A 21,381-nucleotide genomic window follows, 5' to 3' on the forward strand; every position below is an offset into this window, starting at 1 on the left:
GCCCCCATCTCAAGCCACCGCGTGTTGCAGTTTGCCATGGGCCTGCGCGCCGCGATAGCGGCTGACGGACAAGTCGTCGGCCAGGATAGCCGGTTTTTTCGACGACATCAGGTCGGCCAGCAATTGCGCCGAACCGCAGGACATGGTCCAGCCCAGGGTGCCATGGCCGGTATTGAGGAACAGGTTGCGCAGCGGCGTGCGGCCGACGATCGGCGTGCCGTCCGGCGTCATCGGGCGCAGGCCCGTCCAGAAGGTAGCCTCGGCCGTGTTGCCGCCGCCAGGGAACAGGTCGTTGACGACCATTTCCAGGGTTTCGCGGCGGCGCGGGTTCAGCTTCAGGTTGTAGCCGGCGATTTCCGCCATGCCGCCCACGCGGATGCGGTCATCGAAACGCGTCACGGCAATCTTGTAGGTTTCATCGAGGATGGTCGACACGGGTGCCTTGGCCGCGTTGACGATCGGCACGGTGATCGAATAGCCCTTCAGCGGATACACGGGAATATCCAGCAGCGGCTGCATGAAGCCGGTCGAGTAGGAACCGAGCGCCACCACATAGGAATCGGCCTTGACGATTTCCGCGCCGCATTGCACGCCGGCGATTTCGTCGCCTTGCGTCAGCAGCGCGTCGATCGACACGCCATAACGGAACTTCACGCCCAGCGCCACGGCCATCTCGGACAGACGCGTGGTAAACAGCTGGCAATCGCCCGTTTCATCGTTGGGCAGGCGCAAGCCGCCAAACAGTTTATCCTTGACCGCTTCGAGGGCCGGTTCGGCGCGCGACAGCTCGTTGCGCTGCAGTACTTCATACGGCACGCCCGCGTCTTTCAACACTTCGATATCTTTGGCAGCGTCGTTGTATTGCTTTTCAGTACGGAACAATTGCATCGTGCCTTGCTGGCGGCCTTCATACGTGATGCCCGCCTCGGCGCGCAGCACCTTGAAGCAGTCGCGGCTGTATTCAGCCAGGCGCACCATGCGTTCCTTGTTCACTGCATACGCTTCCGGTGTGCAATTACGCAACATCTGCCACATCCATTTGAGCTGGGCGGCGCTGCCGTCGAGCGAGATGGCCAGAGGCGCGTGGCGCTGCATCATCCACTTCACGGCTTTCAGGGGAATGCCGGGCGCGGCCCATGGCGAAGCGTAGCCAGGCGAGATCTGCCCCGCATTCGCGAAGCTGGTTTCCAGTGCCGGGCCCGGCTGGCGGTCGATGACGGTCACCTCATGTCCTGCCTTGGCCAGATAGTAAGCACTGGTGACGCCGATGACGCCGCTACCCAGAATCACGATACGCATAGTTTCCTCATTATATTTTTTAGGCTGATGCCAGATTAACCGCTATCATATTGGGAAAGAGCCAGTATTTGTTCACGTATAAATCGAGATATTCAGCAATAAATCATGAGAATCCTTAAAGAATCGGCACGTGGCCTGGACAAGCTGGATCGCCACATCCTGCGCATCCTGCAACAGGATGGCCGCATCTCGATGAAAGACCTGGGTGAACAGGTGGGCCTGTCGATCACGCCCTGCATCGAGCGGGTCAAACGCATGGAGCGCGACGGCGTCATCACGGGCTACCATGCCAAGGTGAACCCGGCCGCACTGGGCGCCAAGCTGCTCGTTTTCGTAGAGATTACGCTCAATCAAAAATCCGCGTCTGCCTTCGAGCAATTCCGCCGCGAAGTACTGCAAATTCCCGAGGTACAGGAATGCCATCTGGTGTCGGGCGACTTCGATTACCTGATCAAGGCGCGCATCCATGAAATGGCCGAGTACCGCAAACTGCTGGGCGACATGCTGCTGCAGCTGCCCGGTGCCGCGCAATCGAAAAGCTATGTGGTAATGGAAGAAATCAAGGAAACGCTGGCGCTCTCGACCGACGTGCTGCAAAAGCGCTGAAGGTAGCACCAGCCAGTACCAGTGGCATCGAATTATGCGTCTTTGTATAATCTTGTAGCACATTCGTGGCAACACAAGCACACTCCAGTCCTGACATCACGCCCGTCCCCTCTGAGATTGGAAGCAGTGATGCACACTGGGAGTCCATATGAACACATTGATTAAACTGGCAGCTTCCTGCCTCGCGGGCATGGCCGTGGCCATGTGCACCGCCAGTGAATACAAGGTCAACCGTGCGCCGGACAACGGTGCCATCTATCAGAACATCAAGGTCGGCAAGACCACCCGCCTCGACCTCGACGCGGCCCTGGGCAACGCCACCGTCGTCAGCTTCGACCCCGGCTATGAAGTCTGGGTCTACAAGAACCAGCTGCAAGCGCCCAAGGTGACGCGGCTGATCCCCCTGCTGGGCGAAAAAGGCACGCGCGAAGTGGCCGTCATGTTCGACCAGGCGGGTATCGTCAGGAAATTCCGGATACACGAGCCGCGCAAGTAAATCACGCAAATAAGCCGCACAAGCAAGCCATGGGGAACGCGCCAGCCGCGCCCTCTTGTTCTACACTGGCGTTTTTTCTTCCGGTGCCCCATGCAACGACCTGCTAACTTCGCCCACATTTCGGCAGAACAAGACTGGCAACACACGGCAGCGTACCCACCGCTCGGCTTCACACCGTTTTCCGAAGGCGCCCTGGGCAACGGCGACACTTTCGGCCTGTACTGGCCCATCGGCCGCGAAGCGTTCGAACCGATCGTGGTCGAGACGTGGCACGACGAATGGCGTATCCAGCCGCACTTTTCCAGCCTGGCGGCGTTTCTGCAAGCCCATGCAGCCGCTGAGGACGAGTATATCGCCACGCCCTCGCTGGACGACGATCCCGCCTCGCCGCGCGCCGCCTTCCTGGCAGCCAAGGAATGGATTGCGCAGCGCAACCCGGACGCTGCCATCGCGCTGCTGGAAGCGGCGCTGGCCATCCTGCCCGAATACACTGACGCCCTGGTGCTGCTGCATGGCCAGTATGTGCGCGCGGGAAGAATCGATGCCGCCGCCAAGGTGGCCATCCAGGCCATCATTTCGCCACCGTCATTGGGCGGCCCGCCGCTGAAAGCCTTGCAATGGCTGCGCACGCAGGCGGTGCCGGACGGGGAACCTGACCCCATCTGGCGCGCCTGCGGGCAGTTGTCATTCAGCTTTGGCGGCAGCAAGGAAAATGCCGACTATCCCGTGCTGCTGGCCGCCATCGCCAGCTATCTGGAGCAAGGCAAGCATGTTTCCGCCTCGACCCTGATGCAGACGTATGCCGAACTGATGAGCGCTGAAACCGTCTCCTTCCAGGAGCGCTACGCCTTCGAGCCGACCGCCTTCCTGGCGCGGCAAATCGCCGTCAGCGCGAAGCTGCCGCACGGCAGCCGGGACACGTCAGGGCTATGCTTGCCCGACCTGGCCTGATTGCTGCCGGAACAGCTTGCGATACGCCGAAGGCGACGTCTGCAAGGTCGCCCGGAAATGCTGGCGCAGCGACAGGGCCGTGCCGAAGCCGGCCTCTTGCGCCACGACGTCGATCGACGCCGTGCTCTTCTCCAGCATGCCTTGCGCATGCGCAAGGCGCTGGTTCAGCAGCCACTGCTTGAAGGACGTGCCCGTGGCCTGGCGAAAATGGCGCGTGAAGTTGCGCCGGCTCATGGCGGCCCGTTCGGCCAGCGCGTCGATGCTGTGCGCCTGGCCCAGGCTGGCCGTCACGCAGGCGAGCACCTCGGCAAAGCGCCCTTCACTGCCGGACACGGGCAGCGGACGCTCGATGAATTGCGCCTGCCCGCCCTGGCGGTGCGGCGCCACCAGCAGCCGGCGCGCCACGCGGTTGGCCACCTCGGCACCCGCCAGCTGGCGCAGCAAATACAGGCAGCAATCGAGGCCGGCCGCCACGCCGGCCGACGTCAGCACGCCGCCATCATCCACGTACAGCACTTCCCGGTCCACCCTGACCTTGGGATAGCGGGCCGCCAGCCCGTCCGCCATGCCCCAGTGCGTGGCAGCGCTCTTGCCATCCAACAAGCCCGCCTGCGCCAGGGGAAACGCGCCCAGGCACAGGCCCACCATGCGCGCACCGCGCCGGCTGGCCGCCTGCAGCGCCGCGATCAATGCTGGCGCGGCGGCGCGACAATCGTCGTGCCAGGCGGGCATGATGACGATATCGGCGCCGTCCAGCCCTTCCAGTGCGAACTCGGGCGTGATGCAAAAGCCGGCCGCCGTGCGCAAGGGCGCGGGATCGGCGGCGCAGACGCGCACCTGAAAAGGCGGCAGATCGGCCTCGTCCGTCTGCGCGCCAAACACAAGGCAAGGCACGGACAAGTGAAACGGCGTCATGCCATCGAAGGCGATGACGGCCACGCGCAAAGGGGAGGCAGATGCAGGAAGTGTAGACATGGCCCGATTTTATCGCACATCGGCCTTCAGGCCACTTTTTATTTGCGCCGCGCGGCCCGAGAATGGCCTTATCGAGGAGCTGTTTCCTCTTTCACCCACTCAGGAGACCCCATGTCCACTACCCCACGCCGCGCCCTGCTCGTCATCGATGTGCAAAATGAATACTTCACGGGCGACATGCCCATCGAGTATCCGTCCGTCGACATCTCGCTGCCGCATATCGTTACCGCCATGGCCGCCGCCCGCGCCGCCGGCGTGCCCGTGATCGTCGTCCAGCACGATGCGCCGGAAGCCTCTCCCATCTTTGCAAAAGGCAGCGATGGCTGGCAGCTGCATCCGCAAGTGGCCGCCTTCCCCGCCGACCACCGCATCAACAAGAGCATGGGCAGCGCCTTTGCGGGCACGGACTTGCGCGCCTGGCTGGAGGACCACGCCATCGACACCTTGACGGTGATCGGCTACATGACGCACAACTGCGACGCCGCCACCATCTACCACGCCGCGCACGAGGGCTTGCAAGTGGAATTCCTGCAAGACGCCACCGGCACCCTGCCCTACGCCAACGCAGGCGGCACGGCCAGCGCCGAGGAAATCCACCGCGTCTTTTGCACCGTGTTTCACTCGAATTTCGCCGCCGTCGTCAGCACGCAGGCCTGGCTCGATGCCGTGCGCGAGGGCAAGCCTTTGGCAAAGGACAATATTTATCTGTCGAACCAGCGCGCGCGGCTAGCGCAGGCGAACTGACGCCGGCAGGAATGGACGGGTATCATGCCTCCATTGCCTACTTGTTGATGATCGATGCGAAAAATAATACTGCTGGGTTCAAGCACTGTTGGTGCTTTCCTGCTGGCCACTACAGCGCTGGTGCTGGCGGGACTGCACGACAAACTGGCGCCCGCCGACGTCATCGTCGTGCCGGGCAACACCATTGCGCCGGATGGCAGGCCCGGTCCCCGCCTGCAGGCGCGCCTCGATGTAGCCCTGGTGCAATTCCAGGCGGGCCGGGCGCCGCGCATCCTCGTCAGCGGGGCGACGGGCAAGGAAGGTTTCGACGAAGCCGCGTCCATGGCCCGCTATCTGCAGTCGCGCGGCGTGCCGACCAGCGCCATCATCGAGGATAATCAAGGCTGGACCACGGACGCCACGGCCCGCAACGCGGCGCTTCTCATGCGCACACACGGCTGGAAGAGCGCCATGATCGCCACGCAGTATTTTCACGTGCCCCGCTTCCGGCTGGCGCTGGAGCGCAGCGGCATCGCCGTCAGCGGCAATGTGCATGCACCGTATTTCGAGCTGCGCGACCTGTATTCCGTGCCGCGCGAAACCGTGGGCTACGCCGTGTATTACGTGAGGCACTGAGCCCGGTTTATTGGCCGACTTACTCGCTCCAGTCGCGCGAACGCTCCACGGCGCGCTGCCATTTGTGCAGCCGCGTCAGGCGTTCGTCGGCCGCCATGGCCGGTTCGAAACGGCGCCCCACCTGCCACTGGGCGGCGATTTCTTCCTGCGACGCCCAGAATCCCACGGCCAGGCCCGCCAGGTAGGCGGCGCCCAGGGCCGTCGTTTCCGTCACCACGGGACGCACCACGGGCACGTTCAAAATGTCGGCCTGGAACTGCATCAGCATGTCGTTGCGGGCGGCGCCGCCATCGACGCGCAATTCGGATAGCGCGATGCCGGCATCGTCCTGCATGGCGGACAGGACGTCCACGTTCTGGTAGGCCACGCCTTCCAGCGCGGCCCGGGCGATGTGCGCCTTGCCCGTGCCGCGCGTGATGCCGATCAGGGTGCCGCGCGCATACGGGTCCCAGTACGGCGCGCCGAGCCCGGCAAACGCGGGCACGAAGACCAGGCCGCCCGAATCGGGCACGCTGGTGGCCAGCGCTTCCACTTCAGACGAGTCGCGGATGATGCCGATGCCGTCGCGCATCCATTGCACGGCCGCGCCTGCGATAAAGGCGCTGCCTTCGAGCAGGTAATCGGTGTTATCCGTTCCCGGCCCCAGGCTCCAGCCCACCGTCGTCAACAGGCGGTTTTTAGAGGGCAAGGGGCGCTTGCCCACGTTCATCAGCATGAAACAGCCTGTGCCATAGGTATTCTTTGCCATGCCCGGTTGCAAACAGGCCTGGCCAAACGTGGCGGCTTGCTGGTCGCCCGCGATGCCGGCGATCGGCACGGAGACGCCCAGCAGTGCCGCATGCGTGTGTGCGGCCACGCCGCTCGATGGCACCACGTCGGGCAGCAAGGAGGCGGGGATGTCCAGCAGCGCCAGCAAATCCGTGTCCCATTGCAGGGTATGAATATTGAACAGCATGGTACGCGACGCATTGCTCGTATCCGTCAAGTGGGCGCCGCTCATTTTGTAGATCAGCCAGCTGTCGACCGTGCCGAAGGCCAGCTCTCCCCGCTCGGCGCGCGCGCGGGCGCCGGGCACATTGTCGAGCAGCCATTTCAGTTTGGTCGCGGAAAAATAGGCGTCCAGCACGAGACCCGTCTTGCTCTGGATTAAGTCCGCCTTGCCCTGCTCGACCAGTTGCGCGCAATAGGCCGCATTTCTGCGGTCTTGCCAGACGATGGCGTTGGCCACGGGTGCGCCCGTGGCGCGATCCCACAGCACCGTCGTTTCGCGCTGGTTGGTCACGCCGATGGCGGCCACGTCGGATGCCGCCACGCCGCTATCGCGCAGCACCTGCTGCAGCACGCCTTCCTGCGAGGCCCAGATTTCGTTCGCGTCATGTTCGACCCAGCCCGGCTGGGGGAAAATCTGGCGAAATTCGCGCTGTGCGCTGGCGTGCGGCCGGCCCGCATGGTCGAACAGAATGGCGCGCGAACTGGTGGTGCCCTGATCTAAAGCAAGTATGTATTTGGTCATGGTCGCTACTACGTCAATAAAGTGAAAGGGGCACGGGCGTGGGCCCGTGCCCCGGGACAGCGGCGGCAGCAGTTTACACGACTACCTTACCTTGCCTTCTTTCCAAGCTTGCAGCAACTTATCGTAGGCAATCGTTTCACCCTTCGGTTTTTCATTCGCCAGCTTTTTCCATGGAGCGTGCAAGTCCGACAGATACTGGTTCGGATTGACCTTGGGATTGAGCTTGGGCGCGCATGCCTTCATGCCTGCCCGCTGCAGGCGCGCCATGACCTGATCCATTTCCTCGGCCAGGTTATCCATGGCCGCTTGCGGCGTCTTTTCCGCCGTGATGGCCGTGGCCACGTTCTTCCACCACAGCTGCGCCAGCTTCGGATAGTCGGGCACGTTGTTACCCGTCGGCGTCCACGCCACTCTGGCAGGGCTGCGGTAGAACTCGATCAAGCCGCCGTATTCGTTTGCATGCTTCGTGAAGTAATCGTGGCGGATGTCGGAATCGCGAATGAAAGTCAGGCCGACGATGGATTTCTTCAGCGAGACGGTTTTCGAGGTGACAAACTGCGCATACAGCCAGGCGGCGGCCTTGCGGTCGTCCGGCGTGGACTTGAACAGGAACCAGGAACCCACGTCCTGGTAGCCGTTCTGCATGCCCTCTTTCCAGTACGGACCGTGCGGCGACGGCGCCATGCGCCATTTCGGCGTGCCGTCCTTGTTGACCACTGGCAAGCCCGGTTTCGTCATGCCGGCCGTAAACGCTGTGTACCAAAAGATTTGCTGGGCGATTTCGCCCTGCCCAGGCACGGGGCCCGATTCCGAGAAATTCATGCCGTTCGCCTGCGGCGGCGCGTATTTCTTCATCCAGTCGATATATTTCGTCAGCGCAAATACGGCCGCCGGCGAATTGGTGGCGCCGCCGCGCGACATCGACGCGCCCACGGGTGTGCACTTGTCGGCCGCCACGCGGATGCCCCATTCATCGACGGGCATGCCGTTCGGAATGCCCTTGTCGGCCGCGCCAGCCATCGACAACCAGGCATCGGTGAAGCGCCAGCCCAGCGACGGGTCTTTCTTGCCGTAATCCATGTGGCCATAGACTTTCTTGCCGTCCAGTTCCTTCACGTCATTGGTGAAGAAGTCGGCGATGTCTTCATAGGCGGACCAGTTTTGCGGCACGCCCAGCTCGTAGCCATATTTGGCCTTGAACTTGGCTTGCAAATCCTTGCGCGCAAACCAGTCGGCGCGGAACCAGTACAGGTTGGCGAATTGCTGGTCAGGCAATTGATACACCTTGCCATCGGGCGCCGTGGTAAAGCTGATGCCGATGAAATCCTTCAAATCCAGGCCGGGATTGGTAAATTCCCTGCCCTTGCCAGCCATATAGTCGGACAGGGGTTCGACGGCGCCATAGCGGTAATGCGTGCCGATCAGGTCGGAATCGGAAATCCAGCCGTCATAGATGCTCTTGCCCGACTGCATGGAGGTCTGCAGCTTTTCCACCACGTCGCCTTCCTGGATGATGTCGTGGCGCACCTTGATGCCCGTGATTTCTTCAAAGGCCTTGGCCAGGGTCTTCGATTCGTAGACGTGGGTATCGATGGTTTCCGAGACCACGGAAATTTCCTTGATGCCCTTGGCTTTCAACTTGGCCGCCGCATCGATGAACCATTTCATTTCAGCAAGCTGTTGCTGCTTGCTCAGGCTGGATGGCTGGAATTCCTTGTCGATCCAGGTTTGCGCCTGCCTGGCATCAGCCAGGACTGCATTCGACACGAGCATGGCCGCAGCCGCGAAGACCGTGAACTTCAATTTCATCGTGAATCTCCTTTTATTTTATTGCCGGCCGCCTGCTGACGGTCCGGCCTCCATCAACACCGGCAAGCCGGCTCACCCCCACCGCATGACAAGCAACAACAAGACAAAACTGATGGCAGCACCTATCGCCTGCTGCATTTCCGTGAAACCGGCCCAGGCCAGGTTGACATAGGCCGCCGTGAGCAAGCCGATGAACAAACGGTCGCCGCGCGTGGTCGGCATGGGCAAGAAGCCCTTGCGTGCGATGCTGGGCGAGCGGATTTCCCACACTGTCATGCCCGCCAGCATCAAGCCGATACAAATGAAGAAAATGGCCACTTCCGGCGTCCAGGCCATCCAGCCGAACAGGCTGGCTGTGCTATCGGTATTTTCCATGTCACACCCTCCCCATCGCGAAACCCTTGGCAATGTAATGCCGCACGAACCAGATCACCAGCGCGCCGGGTACGATGGTCAGCACGCCGGCGGCGGCCAGCACGCCCCAGTCCATGCCGGCGGCAGAAACGGTGCGCGTCATGGTGGCGGCAATCGGTTTGGCATTGACGGAAGTCAAGGTGCGCGCCAGCAGCAATTCCACCCAGCTGAACATGAAGCAGAAGAAGGCCGTCACGCCCACGCCCGACTTGATCATCGGCAAGAAAATACGGATGAAGAAGCGGGGGAAGCTGTAGCCGTCGATATACGCCGTCTCGTCGATTTCCTTCGGCACGCCGGACATGAAGCCTTCCAGTATCCACACGGCAAGCGGCACGTTGAAGACCATGTGCGCCAGCGCCACGGCCAGGTGGGTATCCATCAGGCCCACCGTCGAATACAGCTGGAAGAAGGGCACGAGAAAGACGGCCGGTGGCGTCATGCGGTTGGTCAGCAGCCAGAAGAACAAATGTTTGTCGCCGACGAAGTTGTAGCGCGAGAAGGCATAGGCAGCCGGCAAGGCGACGGTCACCGACATCACCATGTTCAGCGCCACGTAAATCATGGAATTGATGTAGCCGCTGTACCAGGACGGGTCCGTGAAGATCGTGTGGTAATTGGCGAACGTCAGTTGCTCTGGCCACAGGCTCAGCACGCCAACGATTTCCTCGTTGGTCTTGAGCGACATATTGAGCATCCAGTAGATGGGCAACAGGGATGCCAGTAAAAAGACGACGAGGATGGCGCTGCTCATTTTCTTGTGCATCATTTCTGGTCTCCCGTGCCGACGCGCTGCATCCACGTGTACAGCACAAAGCAGAACAGCAGGATGATGAGGAAATAGATCAGTGAGAAGGCCGAGGCCGGCCCCAGGTCGAACTGGCCCACGGCCTTTTGCGTCAGGTATTGCGACAAAAAGGTGGTGGCATTGCCGGGCCCGCCGCCCGTCAGCACGAACGGTTCCGTGTAGATCATGAAACTGTCCATGAAGCGCAGCAAGACGGCGATCATCAGCACATTGCGCAGTTTCGGCAGCTGAATGTAGCGGAACACGGCCAGGCGCGAGGCACCGTCGATGCGCGCCGCCTGGTAATACGCGTCGGGAATGGCGCGCAAACCCGCATAGCACAGCAGCACCACCAAGGGCGTCCAGTGCCAGATATCCATCACCATCACCGTCAGCCAGGCGTCGAGCGAATTGCCGTTATAGTTGTAATCAAAGCCCAGCTGGTTCAGGGTGTAGCCCATCAGGCCGATATCGCCACGGCCAAAGATTTGCCAGATGGTACCCACCACGTTCCAGGGAATCAGCAAGGGCAGCGCGATCAGCACCAGCGCCAGCGAGGCCTTCCAGCCATCGGCCGGCATGCACAGGGCAATCAGAATGCCCAGCGGAATCTGGATCGCCAGCACGCAGCCGGAAAACAGCAACTGGCGCAGCAAGGCGCTGTGCAAGTCGCCGTCCAGCATGACCATGCGGAACCACTCGGTGCCCACAAACACCTTTTGCGTGGGACTCAAAATATCCTGCACGGAATAGTTCACCACCGTCATCAGGGGCAGGATGGCGGAAAAGGCCACGCACAGCAGCACGGGCAGTATCAGTAGCCAGGCGCGGCGGTTATTGTCGGTTTTACCGTTATGTATCATCAGGCCACCCGCTTATCGTTGACGTAGAACAAAGTGCGTTGCTGGGGAAAGCGCAGCCGCACAGCCTGGCCAGGCTGGGCCTCGATGGCGCGCAGCTTGGCCGCCACCGTGGCGCCGCCCAGCTGGAATTCCGCCAGGTAATGCGTGCCCATATTGCGCACGGCAGTGACGCTGGCAGCCAGGGTGTCATCGCCCCCTTCTTCCGCCTTCAGGCACTCGACAAACTCGGGCCGCACGCCCACGGTGATCTTGCCTTGCGCGCCAGACAAGGCCGCGCGCGCCGTGCCGGACAGGGCCAGCGGCTGGCCCGCCACCCTCGCCACGCCATCGTCGAGCGTGCAATCGAGCAAGTTCATGCCCGGGTTGCCGATGAAATAACCGACAAACGTGTGTTCCGGCTCTTCGAACAGCGCTTGCGCGCTGCCTGTCTGCACCACTTCGCCCTGCGTCATGACGACCACCTGGTCGGCAAAGGTCAACGCTTCCACCTGGTCGTGCGTGACGTAGATCAACGATAACTTCAATTCGTGGTGGATTTCCTTCAATTTCCTGCGCAGCAGCCATTTCAGGTGCGGGTCGATCACCGTCAGCGGTTCGTCGAACAGCACGGCCGCCACGTCGGGACGCACGAGGCCCCGTCCCAGCGAAATTTTTTGCTTGGCATCCACGGACAAGCCGCTGGCACGCAATTTCAAGTCGCCCGTCAATTCCAGCATCTGCGCCACCTGCTGCACGCGCTTTTTCACTTCGCTCTCTTTCCAGCCGCGATTGCGCAGCGGAAAGGCCAGGTTATCGTGCACGGTCATGGTGTCGTAGATGACGGGAAACTGGAACACTTGCGCGATATTCCTCGCCTCGGTGGGCAGCTGGGTCACATCCTTGCCGTCGAACAGCACCCTGCCATGCGACGGCTTCACCAGGCCAGAGATGATATTGAGCAAGGTCGTCTTGCCGCAGCCGGACGGCCCCAGCAAGGCGTAGGCGCCGCCGTCCTGCCATGCCATGCTCATGGGCCGCAGCGCATAATCGGCGGCTGCCGTGGGGTTCGGTTTGTAGGCGTGAGCCAGGTCGACCAGTTCGATGCGCGCCATGTCAGATGCTCCCTGGTTGAGGGGCGAACAGCAGGCCGCCATCGTCCGCGAAGATCAGCAGGGCATGCGGCTGGCAATACACGGTGCAGGCGCTGCCGATCTCCAGATTGTGCACGCCGCCAAGCTGCGCCACCAGGGCCAGATCGCCGCGGCGCGCATGCACATACGTTTCCGAGCCGCTGATTTCCGCCAGGTCCACCTGCGCCGCGATGGCCACGTCGCCATCGGACTGCGGCGACAAGTGCAGGCTGTGCGCGCGCACGCCAAGTATCACTTCCGTGCGGCCCGCCAGGCGGGTGCGCTGCTCGCCGCTCAGGTGGATCGCCAGGCCGTCGGCTGCCTGCGCCACGCCCTGCGCATCGACGCGCGCGGGGATCAGATTGATGGGCGGGTCGCTGAAAGTGCGCGCCACGGCGATGGAATTGGGGGCATTGAAGACGTCCAGTGTCGACCCCTGCTGCAACAAGCGTCCCTCGTGCAGCACGGCCACGTGGCCGCCCAGTTGCAGCGCTTCCAGCGGTTCCGTGGTCGCGTACACGACCGTCGTGCTGCCGCTGGAAAACAGTTCCGTCAGTTCGCGGCGCAATTCCTCGCGCAATTTGTAATCGAGGTTGACCAAGGGCTCGTCGAGCAACAGCAAGGAGGCATCCTTGATCAGCGCGCGCCCCAGCGCCGTGCGCTGCTGCTGGCCACCCGACAATTCTCCCGGCGTGCGCTGCAGATACGGCGTGATGTGCAGGCGCTCGGCCAGCGCCAGCACTTTCGCGCGGATCTGCTCCTCGGGCACCTTGCGCAAACGCAAGGGCGAAGCGATATTATCGTAGACGGTAAAGGCCGGATAATTGATGAATTGCTGGTACACCATGGCCAGGTTACGTTTACTCACGGGCACGCCCGTCACGTCGACGCCATCGGCCGTCACGGTGCCCCCGCTGGGCTTGTCCAGGCCAGCCATCACGCGCATCAGGGTGGTCTTGCCGGCACGCGTGGTGCCCAGCAAGACGTTGATGGCGCCCGGCACGAGGGCCAGCGACATCGGATATAAAAAGTCGTCAGCCCCCTGCTTCCTGCTGATCTTGTCCAGTACCAGTTGCACGCGCTTCTCCTCCAGTGAATATTCTTATTCTTCGCCGCACCCTCTGCGGGGCGCGGTCGCCAACGTGACGTTCTTACGGCAACAAGGGGTGCTGCAACAGCCAGGCATCGAGCCTGCCTGCCGTCTCGCGCGGCAGGTGCAGGCCCAGCTTGGAGCGCCGCCACAGGATGTCGGCCGCGCCGACAGCCCATTCATGGCGCCGCAAATAATCGACTTCCGCCGCATACAGGCCGGCGGCAATTTCCTCGCCCATGGCCGCCACGTCCGTCCGCCCGTCGAGCAGCAGATGGATGCGCGTGCCGTAAGCGCGCGCATAGCGCGCCACCAGCGCCGCCGGCAGCCATGCATAGTCGCGCTGCAAGCCTTGCACGAACTGGCCGAATTCGCGCACCGACCTGTTCTGCGGCGTGCTGCCGAATACGTCGCCGCCGGGCAGGCATGCGTGTTCCGTCCAGGCTGGCCGCGTGCTGCCCAACAGCGGCGCCAACATATCCAGTGCTTCCTCGGCCAGCTTGCGGAAGGTGGTGATCTTGCCGCCGAAAACGCTGAGCAGCGGCGCCCCTTCCTGGTCCAGCTCGAAGCGGTAATCGCGCGTGACAGCCTTGGCATCGGCCGCCGCGTCTTCCACCAGCGGGCGCACGCCCGCATACGTCCAGACCACGTCGGCTGGGACAATGGGATTGCTGAAATAGTAACTGGAAAGCTCGCACAAGTAACGAATTTCCTCGTCATCGATTTCCACCTTGCCGCTGTCGCCGTGGTAATCGAGATCGGTCGTGCCGATCAGGGTGAAGTCGTGTTCATACGGAATGGCAAATACGATGCGCCCGTCCGGATGCTGGAAGATATAGGCATGATCATGCGCGTACAGGCGCTTGACGACGATATGGCTACCCTTGATCAGGCGCAAATGCCGGCCCTGTGCGCCGGGCGCCGCCTGCTGCAGGAATTCGGCCGTCCATGGACCGGCCGCATTGACGACGCTGCGCGCGCGCACCAGCGTCTGCCTGCCGCCGGCATGGCGCAAAGTGGCCAGCCAGGAATCGTCCTCACCCTCGCCCTGGCGCACGAGCGCCGTGCAGCGCGTCTGCGTCAGCACGTGCGCGCCCTTGTTGGCCGCGTCGATGGCGTTCAAGACCACCAGGCGTGCATCGTCGACCCAGCCATCGGAATACACGAAGCCGCGCTTGAATTCGGGTTTTAACGGTTTGCCGGCCGCGTGGCGCGCAAGGTCGACGCCGTGCGAGGCAGGCAGGATTTCCCGCTTCGCCAGCATGTCGTAGAGGAAGAGGCCGGCGCGTATCAGCCAGGCCGGGCGCTGGCCCTGCGCGTGCGGCATGACAAAGCGCAGCGGCCACATGATGTGCGGTGCCGAGCGCAGCAGCACTTCGCGCTCGATCAGCGCCTTGCGCACGAGGCCGAATTCATAGTATTCGAGGTAGCGCAGGCCGCCGTGTATCAGCTTGGTGGAAGCCGACGAAGTATGCGCGGCCAGGTCGTCCTTTTCGCACAGCACCACGGACAAGCCCCGTCCGGCCGCGTCGCGGGCGATGCCGGCACCATTGATGCCGCCGCCCACCACCAGCAGGTCGCACTCCATCGCCGATTCCTGCGCTGCGTCGTTTCCCTGCTGTACTGAGGCCATCGGGACTCCATCGTTATCCAGGACAGGCGACCAAGAAAGACTAGGCACGCCCGGCGACTGTGGTTAAGATCAATACGGATGTCATACGAATGCAATATGGATAAGATTACGCCATAAATCGAACTCATAGCAACATATTTTCACCCAAATTTGTTCGATTTTGTTCGCTTGTGAAAATTTAAAGAGACACACCCATGAATTTGAATCCCCGCCAGCGCCGCTTGCTTGAAGTGGTGCGTCAGAAAGTCACCATGTCGGTCGAGGAGTTGGCCCAGCAACTTGACGTCACACCGCAAACCGTGCGGCGCGACGTCAAGCAGATGGAAGAAGCGCGCCTGCTGGCCCGCTATCACGGTGGCGTGGGCTTGCCCTCATCCGTGGAAAACATCGATTACAACCAGCGCCAGGTATTCAACAGCGAAGCCAAGCGGCGCATCGCCAACGCCGTGGCGGCGCAAGTGCCGCATGGCTGTTCGCTCCTGATCAATATCGGCACCACCACCGAGGAAGTGGCGCGCGCGCTGGGACAGCACACGGGCTTGCACGTGGTGACGAACAACCTGAACGTGGCCGCCATCCTGGCCGACAACGCCGCCTGCGAAGTCATCGTGGCCGGCGGCGTGGTGCGCGGGCGCGACCGCGGCATCGTGGGCGAGGCCACCATCGACTTCATCCGCCAGTTCAAGGTCGATATCGGCATCATCGGCATTTCCAGCATCGACGAAGACGGCAGCTTGCGCGACTTCGATGCGCGCGAAGTGAAAGTGGCGCAAGCCATCATCGAGCAGTCGCGCGAAGTGTGGCTGGTGGCCGACCAGCATAAATTCGGCCGCAAGGCCCTGGTGCGCCTGGCCGACCTGGCGCAAGTCGACATCCTGTTTACCGATGCGCCGCCGCCGGCCCGCTTTGCCGAAGTACTGCGCGAAGCGAGCGTGAAGGTGGTGGTGGCCGTCTGACGACGAGCATCCCACGGCTGGTGGCGGACGCCATCGTCGGGCAAGACCGGACCTGCCCGGCTCAGTGCGCGATGGCAAGCTTGCCGAAGTGGCGCCCGCCGGCAGCCAGTTCCGCATACGCTGCGGCCGTGTCGTCGATGCTGAACACGCGGTCGATGACGGGCACGATGCGATGTGCGGCGATGGCCTGGGCCGCCTGCGCCAGGTCGGCCACGGAACCGGTATTGTTGCCGACGATGCGCAAGGCCTTGACGATGACTGGCAGCAAGTCGATGCTGGCGGCCGTGCCGCCGACAAAGCCCACCGTGAAGATCGTGCCCCCCACCGCTGCCGCGTTGAGCGAGCGCACGATGGTGGCGCCGCCCACGGTCTCGACCACCAGGTCGGCACCCCGCCCACCGGTCAGTTTCAGCACCTCCGCGTCCCAGGCGGGCGTGGCCCGATAGTTGATCAGGTGATCGGCGCCCAACTGGCGCGCACGTTCCAGCTTTTCATCGCTGGACGACGCCAGGATCACCGTGGCGCCCGACGCCTTGGCGAACTGCAAGGCAAACAGGCTGACGCCGCCCGTTCCCAGCAACAACACCACCGATCCGGGGTGCACTGGCGCAGAACGCACGGCGTTCCAGGCCGTCGTCGCCGCGATGGGCAGCGCCGCGCCCTGGACAAAATCAAGGTGGGCCGGCAAGGCGACCAGGCTGGCGGCGGGAACGGCCACGTATTCGGCCAGCGAGCCCGGCAAGGTGACGCCGCGCATTGCACCCACCATGTGCGGCGTGATGGCACCGCCCTGCCAGTGCGGCATGAAGTGCGGAATGACGCGATCGCCGACGGCCAGGCCGCTGACGCCCTCGCCCAGCGCCGCCACCTCCCCTGCGCCGTCGGCGACAGGGATCAGCGGAAAGGTCGCGCCGGCAAAGTTGCCCGTCGCAATGGCCACATCCAGGAAGTTGAGTGTGGCGGCGCGCAAGCGCAGCAGCACCTCGCCCCGGCCGGCCTGCGGCTCGGGCAGCCCGGTCGGGCGAAACGCGGTGAGGGAAGGAGCGGTCAGTTGTATGGCTTTCATGGTCTGTTCTCGGGCGAAGTTTGTCAGGATGGCCGCACGCTGGCGGGAAACAATCAGTGTCATTTAAAATCATTCGTAGATAAACTATGGTTTGATTCAATGATTTGACACCGAGGATTACCAATGGATTTGCTCGACAGCATGAAGGTGTACGTACTGGCCGTTGAGAAAGGCAGTCTGAGCGCTGCCGCAGCCACCTGCGGGATCTCCGCGACGATGGCCGGCAACCACCTGCGCACGCTGGAAAAACGCCTGGGCATGCAACTGCTCCACCGCACCACCCGGCGCCAGCACCTGACCGCCTTCGGCGAGGATTACTATGCGCGCTGCAAGGAAATCCTCAGACTGGTGGCAGAAACCGATGTCCAGGCGCAAAACCTGCAACTGGCGCCCGCCGGCAAGCTGCGCGTCACGGCGCCCCTCACCTTTGGCGCGGAAGCGCTGATGCCCGCCATGGCCGTGTACCTGGAGCGCTATCCCGAAGTGAGCATCGATGTGGCCCTGAGCGACCGCGTGGTCGATCTGGTGGAGGAAGGCTTCGAAGCCGCCATCCGTATCGGCCAGTTGCCCGATTCGTCGCTGATCGCCAGGCCGCTGGCGCCCTACCGGCTGATGATCTGCGCCTCGCCCGACTACCTGGCGCGCAAGGGAACGCCGCGCCAGCCGGCCGACCTGAGCCAGCACGAATGCCTGTCCTTCTCGCCCGCCGCCCTGGCGCACTGGCGCCTGACAGGCGAACAGGACGACGTATGCAGCGTGCCCGTCTCGGGCCGCCTGCAAGTCAACCACGGCCAGGCGCTGCGCGTTGCCGCACTGCATGGCATGGGCATCGTGCTGCAATCGGCCTTCCTGCTGGAAACGGACGTGCGGGCGGGCCGCCTGGTTCAGCTGTTTCCCACGCATGCGCTGCCCAGCCGCCCGCTCAGCGTGGTCTACTTGCCGGACCGCTACCGCTCGCCCAAGTTGCGCAGCTTCGTCGATTTTCTGGTGGAACGGTTCAGCTAAACGGCACCCGTCACAAGCGGCCGTCATTCGCCATCATCGCCGTTGAAATATTTATCAATTCGGCAAAATTCATGTTACTATTGATGCAACATGCGTTATTTTTTTAATCTTCCTCTCCGGCAATACGATTATTTGCTTGATATTGCTTTTCATCTATCCAGAAGCAAGAAAAAAGGAAAACTCTTCGCCATTCAGTGATTTCCTGTGAAAACAGTGTTAGAACCACCTCAAGCACGATGACTGTTCCCAAACAAACCACTCGCCAGCAAGCGTGACGGCCTTGACCATGCCGCTAACGTCGCCCAGTGAAGGAAAAGAAATGAGCCCAAATTTTGAAACGGCCGCAACGCCGCAAACCGTCCATCCCAATAACGTCTCCGTCAGCGAGCTGGAAGCCCACCTCGGCTACTGGCTGCGTTTCGTTTCCAACCACGTGTCTCACGGCTTCCAGAAAAAAGCCGAGGCCAACGGCGTAACGGTGTCCGAATGGGTGGTGCTGCGCGAAATGTTCCGCCTGGGTTGCACCTCGCCCACGGTGCTGGCGCAAGTGTCCGGCATGAGCAAGGGTGCCGTGTCGAAACTGATCGACCGCCTGGAAAGCAAGGGCATGGTCAGCAAGTCGATCCTGCTGGCCGACCGCCGCCAGCACTCGATCGAGCTGACCACGGAAGGCGAAGCGCTGGTGCCCGTGCTGGCCGAGATGGCCGACCAGAACGACGAGGAATTCTTCGGCAAGCTGCCGCGCGAGCTGCGCGACGACCTGCTCGAGGCGATGAAGGAAGTGGCCCGCACGCATCAGCTCAAGAGTGCCCCGCTGAACTAGCAGCGTTCACACGCCCGGCAAGGGTGACACGGTGGCACGGTCGCTTCAGCTATGATGCTGGCCTGACCGTCTACCAGGAACACGCATGGCCCTGCACATCGAAACCCCCTTGCTCAATTCGCGCGCCCTGAGCCTGCACAGCGAACGCGCCATCTGGCTCAAGCTCGAAGCCTTGCAGCCGCCCGGCTCCTTCAAGATCCGCGGCATCGGCCTCGCCTGCGAAGAATACGCGCGGCGCGGCGCCAGTCGCTTTATTTCCTCTTCCGGCGGCAATGCCGGCATCGCCGTCGCCTATGCGGGACGCCAGTTGGGCATTCCCGTCATCGTCGTGGTGCCGGAAACGACCAGCGAACGGGCCAAGGCACTGATCGCGCAGGAAGGCGCCGACGTCATCGTGCACGGCGCCGCATGGCAAGAAGCGAACGCGCTGGCGCAATCCATGCTCACGCCGCAAGACGCCTTCTTGCATCCCTTCGACGACCCGCTGTTGTGGCAGGGGCATGCCGGCATGATCGACGAAGTCGCCAGCGCGGGCCTGAAGCCGGACGCGGTGGTGCTGTCGGTGGGCGGCGGCGGCCTGCTGGGCGGCGTGGCCGAAGGCTTGCAGCGTAACGGCTGGGACGACGTGGCCCTGGTGGCCGTGGAAACCGAGGGCGCTGCCTCGCTGGCGGCTGCCGTGGCCGCGCGCGAGCACGTGGCCCTGCCTGGCGTAACGAGCATCGCCACTTCGCTGGCCGCGCGCCAGGTATGCGCGCAAGCCTACGCCATCAGCCAGACGCGCCTGCTGCACAGCGTGGTGGTGTCGGACCGGGCCGCCGTCGACGCCTGCCAGCGTTTCATTACCGACCAGCGCCTGGTGGTGGAGCCGGCCTGCGGCGCGGCCCTGGCGGCCGTCTACGGCAAGGCGCCGGAACTGGCGCCCCACGGCAAGGTGCTGGTCATCGTCTGCGGCGGCGTGACAGCCACCACGCAACAGCTAGACCACTGGAGCGCTACACTGTAATAGCTACGGCGCTGCATCGAGCAGCGCCACGCCATCGCGGCCCTGCCCCTTGGCGGCATACAGGGCTTGGTCGGCCAGGTCCAGCAACTGCGCCGGCGTCAGCGCGCCTTCGCGGAAGATGGCGATGCCGATGCTGGTCGTCACCGGTAGCGGGCCGCTGGCCAGGTCGAAGGGATGGCGGATGGCGTCGATGATTTTCGCGCCGATCTGGCGCACTTCGGCCGCGCTGTTGACGCCTTCGAAAATGATCACGAACTCATCGCCGGCCAGGCGCGCCACCAGGTCGCTGGCGCGTACGCTGCCTACCAGGCGCGCAGCGAATTCCTTCAGCACCTCGTCGCCCGCTTTATGTCCCAGGCTGTCGTTGATGGCCTTGAAACGGTCGATGTCGAGATAGGCCAGCGCCATCGGCGTGCGCGCCACGCGCGTGCGCTGCATGCTTTGCCCCAGTTGCTCGTCGAAGCGGCGGCGGTTGGCGATGCCCGTCAGGGTGTCCGTGGCGGCGGCAAACTGCAGCGCCGTGTGCGCCGCCTTGGTCTTGGTGATTTCGTGGATCAGGCCATACACGCCTTCCACCATGCCGCTCTCGCCCACGTCGGGCACGTAACTGGTCTGGAAGGCGCGCCGGCCGGCGTCCCCCTCCGCGCCGATGGTAAATTCATATTCAACTTCCTCGCCCGCAAAGGCGCGCAGCAGGTGCTCCTCGCGCAATTGGTAGGCTTCCTCGCCCAGCACCTCGCGGATCGACTGCATCAGGCTTTCCTGCCGCGACCTGCCGAACCATTTTTCAAACGTCGCGTTGATGAACTGGTAGCGGTGCTCGCGGTCGATATAGACGATCACCACGGGCACGTGGTCAGTCAGCAACTTCAAGCGCCGCTCGCTGCCGCGCGTCTGCGCCTCGGCGCTTTCACGCTCGGCCACCAGCGAATAAAAATCCCGGCTCAAATCGCCGATCTCGTCGCGTCGCTCGATTTGCAGCGCCTCGATGCCAAGACGCTGGCGACGGATCTGGTGCACCTGGCGGCGCAAGCGCTCGAGCGGCTGCAACAGGCGCAGCACCACGCGCCAGCCGGCCAGCCCAGCCAGCGCCGCCAGCAGCACGGCAGCCAGCAGGATCTTGCTGCGCATCGCATGCAATGGCGCGAACGCTTCGCGCATCGGATAGACCGAGGCCAGTATCCAGCCCGTGACGGCGATGCGGTGGTAGGCGAACATGGCTTCGGTGCCCTGCCTGGTGGTGCCCGTCAGCCAGCCCTCGTAGCCCTGCATGGCGCGCCGCGTCGGTTCGCTGACGGCGCCCTGCGCTTCGATATGCTGCATGATGCGCGCCTTGTCGGGATGCTCGACGATGACGCCTTCGCTGGTCATGATGTACAGGTAGCCGCCCGTGCCCGGTTTGAGCGCGCCAAGGCGGCCCAGGAAGTCGGGCTGGCGCAGATTCACGCTGGCCGCCAGCACATAGCGCACGGCGCCCTGCGCGTCGAACACGGGCTGTGTCACCACCACCAGGGGCATGCCGGAAATGCTGCCGTTGAGCGGCTCCGAAATGACGGAGCGGCGGGTCGCCAGCGTCTGTTCGAAATAGGAACGACCTTTCAGGTTCAGCCCCGCCTGCGGCTTA

Annotated in this window: 21 protein-coding genes; 9 read left to right on the top strand and 12 right to left on the bottom strand. The window is 63.0% G+C overall.

Annotated elements, in window-relative coordinates; translation table 11 throughout:
* Positions 1-9 precede the first annotated feature (9 nt).
* Positions 10-1,299, bottom strand: coding sequence for a D-amino acid dehydrogenase (locus tag K0F85_RS00810; RefSeq protein WP_219114119.1), 1,290 nt, complete (start codon positions 1,297-1,299; stop codon positions 10-12).
* 105 nt (positions 1,300-1,404) lie between these two features.
* On the opposite strand from K0F85_RS00810, the gene K0F85_RS00815 reads away from it, so the two are divergent.
* The 3 genes from K0F85_RS00815 to K0F85_RS00825 all read left to right on the top strand — a co-directional run bounded on the left by K0F85_RS00815 (position 1,405) and on the right by K0F85_RS00825 (position 3,352).
* A complete protein-coding gene (locus tag K0F85_RS00815; protein WP_219114120.1) occupies positions 1,405-1,905 on the top strand; it encodes an Lrp/AsnC ligand binding domain-containing protein in 501 nt (166 codons plus the stop codon).
* Positions 1,906-2,053: 148 nt separating this feature from the next.
* On the top strand, positions 2,054-2,401 hold the full coding sequence (locus tag K0F85_RS00820) for a hypothetical protein (protein ID WP_219114121.1): 348 nt from the start codon (positions 2,054-2,056) through the stop codon (positions 2,399-2,401).
* A gap of 90 nt (positions 2,402-2,491) precedes the next feature.
* Entirely contained in the window at positions 2,492-3,352 is an 861-nt protein-coding gene (locus K0F85_RS00825; RefSeq protein WP_219114122.1) for a tetratricopeptide repeat protein, read from the top strand.
* Here the strand turns inward: K0F85_RS00825 and K0F85_RS00830 are convergent.
* Positions 3,329-4,327, bottom strand: a complete 999-nt coding sequence (locus K0F85_RS00830) for a GlxA family transcriptional regulator (RefSeq protein WP_219114123.1) — start codon at positions 4,325-4,327, stop codon at positions 3,329-3,331. The two genes, K0F85_RS00825 and K0F85_RS00830, sit on opposite strands and share 24 nt — an antisense overlap.
* Before the next feature lie 111 nt (positions 4,328-4,438).
* On the opposite strand from K0F85_RS00830, the gene K0F85_RS00835 reads away from it, so the two are divergent.
* Positions 4,439-5,071, top strand: coding sequence for a cysteine hydrolase family protein (locus tag K0F85_RS00835; RefSeq protein WP_219114124.1), 633 nt, complete (start codon positions 4,439-4,441; stop codon positions 5,069-5,071).
* A gap of 54 nt (positions 5,072-5,125) precedes the next feature.
* Positions 5,126-5,686, top strand: a complete 561-nt coding sequence (locus K0F85_RS00840) for a YdcF family protein (RefSeq protein WP_257572440.1) — start codon at positions 5,126-5,128, stop codon at positions 5,684-5,686.
* Between the two features lie 19 nt (positions 5,687-5,705).
* Here the strand turns inward: K0F85_RS00840 and glpK are convergent, their stop codons facing one another.
* The 8 genes from glpK to glpD all read right to left on the bottom strand — a co-directional run bounded on the left by glpK (position 5,706) and on the right by glpD (position 14,904).
* Positions 5,706-7,199, bottom strand: a complete 1,494-nt coding sequence (gene glpK, locus K0F85_RS00845; RefSeq protein WP_219114125.1) for a glycerol kinase GlpK — start codon at positions 7,197-7,199, stop codon at positions 5,706-5,708.
* Positions 7,200-7,280: 81 nt separating this feature from the next.
* Positions 7,281-9,008, bottom strand: a complete 1,728-nt coding sequence (locus tag K0F85_RS00850; RefSeq protein WP_219114126.1) for an ABC transporter substrate-binding protein — start codon at positions 9,006-9,008, stop codon at positions 7,281-7,283.
* 72 nt (positions 9,009-9,080) lie between these two features.
* On the bottom strand, positions 9,081-9,383 hold the full coding sequence (locus K0F85_RS00855; RefSeq protein WP_374198628.1) for a DUF2160 domain-containing protein: 303 nt from the start codon (positions 9,381-9,383) through the stop codon (positions 9,081-9,083).
* A 1-nt stretch (position 9,384) separates the two neighbouring features.
* Positions 9,385-10,191: a carbohydrate ABC transporter permease gene (locus K0F85_RS00860; RefSeq protein WP_374198629.1), complete on the bottom strand. Its 807-nt coding sequence runs from the start codon at positions 10,189-10,191 to the stop codon at positions 9,385-9,387.
* On the bottom strand, positions 10,188-11,072 hold the full coding sequence (locus K0F85_RS00865) for a carbohydrate ABC transporter permease (RefSeq protein ID WP_219114127.1): 885 nt from the start codon (positions 11,070-11,072) through the stop codon (positions 10,188-10,190). Before K0F85_RS00865 ends, K0F85_RS00860 begins: the two co-directional genes overlap by 4 nt.
* On the bottom strand, positions 11,072-12,163 hold the full coding sequence (locus tag K0F85_RS00870; protein ID WP_219114128.1) for an ABC transporter ATP-binding protein: 1,092 nt from the start codon (positions 12,161-12,163) through the stop codon (positions 11,072-11,074). Before K0F85_RS00870 ends, K0F85_RS00865 begins: the two co-directional genes overlap by 1 nt.
* A 1-nt stretch (position 12,164) precedes the next feature.
* Positions 12,165-13,259, bottom strand: a complete 1,095-nt coding sequence (locus K0F85_RS00875) for an ABC transporter ATP-binding protein (RefSeq protein ID WP_219114129.1) — start codon at positions 13,257-13,259, stop codon at positions 12,165-12,167.
* Positions 13,260-13,332: 73 nt separating this feature from the next.
* Positions 13,333-14,904, bottom strand: a complete 1,572-nt coding sequence (gene glpD / locus K0F85_RS00880; RefSeq protein WP_257572441.1) for a glycerol-3-phosphate dehydrogenase — start codon at positions 14,902-14,904, stop codon at positions 13,333-13,335.
* Positions 14,905-15,098: 194 nt separating this feature from the next.
* Here glpD and K0F85_RS00885 point away from each other — a divergent pair, with 194 nt between their 5' ends.
* Entirely contained in the window at positions 15,099-15,860 is a 762-nt protein-coding gene (locus tag K0F85_RS00885) for a DeoR/GlpR family DNA-binding transcription regulator (RefSeq protein ID WP_219114130.1), read from the top strand.
* 61 nt (positions 15,861-15,921) lie between these two features.
* On the opposite strand, the gene K0F85_RS00890 is transcribed toward K0F85_RS00885, so the two are convergent.
* Positions 15,922-16,926, bottom strand: coding sequence for an NAD(P)-dependent alcohol dehydrogenase (locus K0F85_RS00890; protein WP_219114131.1), 1,005 nt, complete (start codon positions 16,924-16,926; stop codon positions 15,922-15,924).
* Between the two features lie 123 nt (positions 16,927-17,049).
* Between K0F85_RS00890 and K0F85_RS00895 the strand changes: the two genes are divergently transcribed.
* The 3 genes from K0F85_RS00895 (at position 17,050) to K0F85_RS00905 (ending at position 19,757) form a co-directional block, all read left to right on the top strand.
* Positions 17,050-17,931, top strand: coding sequence for a LysR family transcriptional regulator (locus tag K0F85_RS00895; RefSeq protein WP_219114132.1), 882 nt, complete (start codon positions 17,050-17,052; stop codon positions 17,929-17,931).
* 319 nt (positions 17,932-18,250) lie between these two features.
* Positions 18,251-18,754 carry a MarR family winged helix-turn-helix transcriptional regulator gene (locus tag K0F85_RS00900; RefSeq protein WP_219114133.1) on the top strand — a complete coding sequence of 168 codons (504 nt, stop codon included), beginning with the start codon at positions 18,251-18,253 and terminating at the stop codon, positions 18,752-18,754.
* Between the two features lie 85 nt (positions 18,755-18,839).
* Positions 18,840-19,757, top strand: a complete 918-nt coding sequence (locus tag K0F85_RS00905) for a pyridoxal-phosphate dependent enzyme (protein WP_219114134.1) — start codon at positions 18,840-18,842, stop codon at positions 19,755-19,757.
* A 3-nt stretch (positions 19,758-19,760) separates the two neighbouring features.
* Here the strand turns inward: K0F85_RS00905 and K0F85_RS00910 are convergent.
* Positions 19,761-21,381: diguanylate cyclase domain-containing protein (locus tag K0F85_RS00910; protein ID WP_219114135.1), on the bottom strand; the 1,621-nt coding region annotated here is incomplete at its 5' end.

It is taken from the genome of Janthinobacterium sp. UMAB-56, from assembly GCF_900095265.1.
Lineage (GTDB): Bacteria > Pseudomonadota > Gammaproteobacteria > Burkholderiales > Burkholderiaceae_D > Janthinobacterium.

What these genes read in the sequence shown, in the direction of transcription:
- K0F85_RS00890 (WP_219114131.1), bottom strand. Translation starts at nt 16,926, where the DNA reads ATGAAAGCCATACAACTGACCGCTCCTTCCCTCACCGCGTTTCGCCCG.
- K0F85_RS00850 (WP_219114126.1), bottom strand. Translation starts at nt 9,008, where the DNA reads ATGAAATTGAAGTTCACGGTCTTCGCGGCTGCGGCCATGCTCGTGTCG.
- K0F85_RS00855 (WP_374198628.1), bottom strand. Translation starts at nt 9,383, where the DNA reads ATGGAAAATACCGATAGCACAGCCAGCCTGTTCGGCTGGATGGCCTGG.
- K0F85_RS00870 (WP_219114128.1), bottom strand. Translation starts at nt 12,163, where the DNA reads ATGGCGCGCATCGAACTGGTCGACCTGGCTCACGCCTACAAACCGAAC.
- K0F85_RS00830 (WP_219114123.1), bottom strand. Translation starts at nt 4,327, where the DNA reads ATGTCTACACTTCCTGCATCTGCCTCCCCTTTGCGCGTGGCCGTCATC.
- K0F85_RS00860 (WP_374198629.1), bottom strand. Translation starts at nt 10,191, where the DNA reads ATGATGCACAAGAAAATGAGCAGCGCCATCCTCGTCGTCTTTTTACTG.
- K0F85_RS00865 (WP_219114127.1), bottom strand. Translation starts at nt 11,072, where the DNA reads ATGATACATAACGGTAAAACCGACAATAACCGCCGCGCCTGGCTACTG.
- K0F85_RS00835 (WP_219114124.1), top strand. Translation starts at nt 4,439, where the DNA reads ATGTCCACTACCCCACGCCGCGCCCTGCTCGTCATCGATGTGCAAAAT.
- K0F85_RS00820 (WP_219114121.1), top strand. Translation starts at nt 2,054, where the DNA reads ATGAACACATTGATTAAACTGGCAGCTTCCTGCCTCGCGGGCATGGCC.
- K0F85_RS00905 (WP_219114134.1), top strand. Translation starts at nt 18,840, where the DNA reads ATGGCCCTGCACATCGAAACCCCCTTGCTCAATTCGCGCGCCCTGAGC.
- K0F85_RS00825 (WP_219114122.1), top strand. Translation starts at nt 2,492, where the DNA reads ATGCAACGACCTGCTAACTTCGCCCACATTTCGGCAGAACAAGACTGG.
- K0F85_RS00895 (WP_219114132.1), top strand. Translation starts at nt 17,050, where the DNA reads ATGGATTTGCTCGACAGCATGAAGGTGTACGTACTGGCCGTTGAGAAA.
- K0F85_RS00840 (WP_257572440.1), top strand. Translation starts at nt 5,126, where the DNA reads ATGCGAAAAATAATACTGCTGGGTTCAAGCACTGTTGGTGCTTTCCTG.
- K0F85_RS00885 (WP_219114130.1), top strand. Translation starts at nt 15,099, where the DNA reads ATGAATTTGAATCCCCGCCAGCGCCGCTTGCTTGAAGTGGTGCGTCAG.
- glpD (WP_257572441.1), bottom strand. Translation starts at nt 14,904, where the DNA reads ATGGCCTCAGTACAGCAGGGAAACGACGCAGCGCAGGAATCGGCGATG.
- glpK (WP_219114125.1), bottom strand. Translation starts at nt 7,199, where the DNA reads ATGACCAAATACATACTTGCTTTAGATCAGGGCACCACCAGTTCGCGC.
- K0F85_RS00900 (WP_219114133.1), top strand. Translation starts at nt 18,251, where the DNA reads ATGAGCCCAAATTTTGAAACGGCCGCAACGCCGCAAACCGTCCATCCC.
- K0F85_RS00810 (WP_219114119.1), bottom strand. Translation starts at nt 1,299, where the DNA reads ATGCGTATCGTGATTCTGGGTAGCGGCGTCATCGGCGTCACCAGTGCT.
- K0F85_RS00815 (WP_219114120.1), top strand. Translation starts at nt 1,405, where the DNA reads ATGAGAATCCTTAAAGAATCGGCACGTGGCCTGGACAAGCTGGATCGC.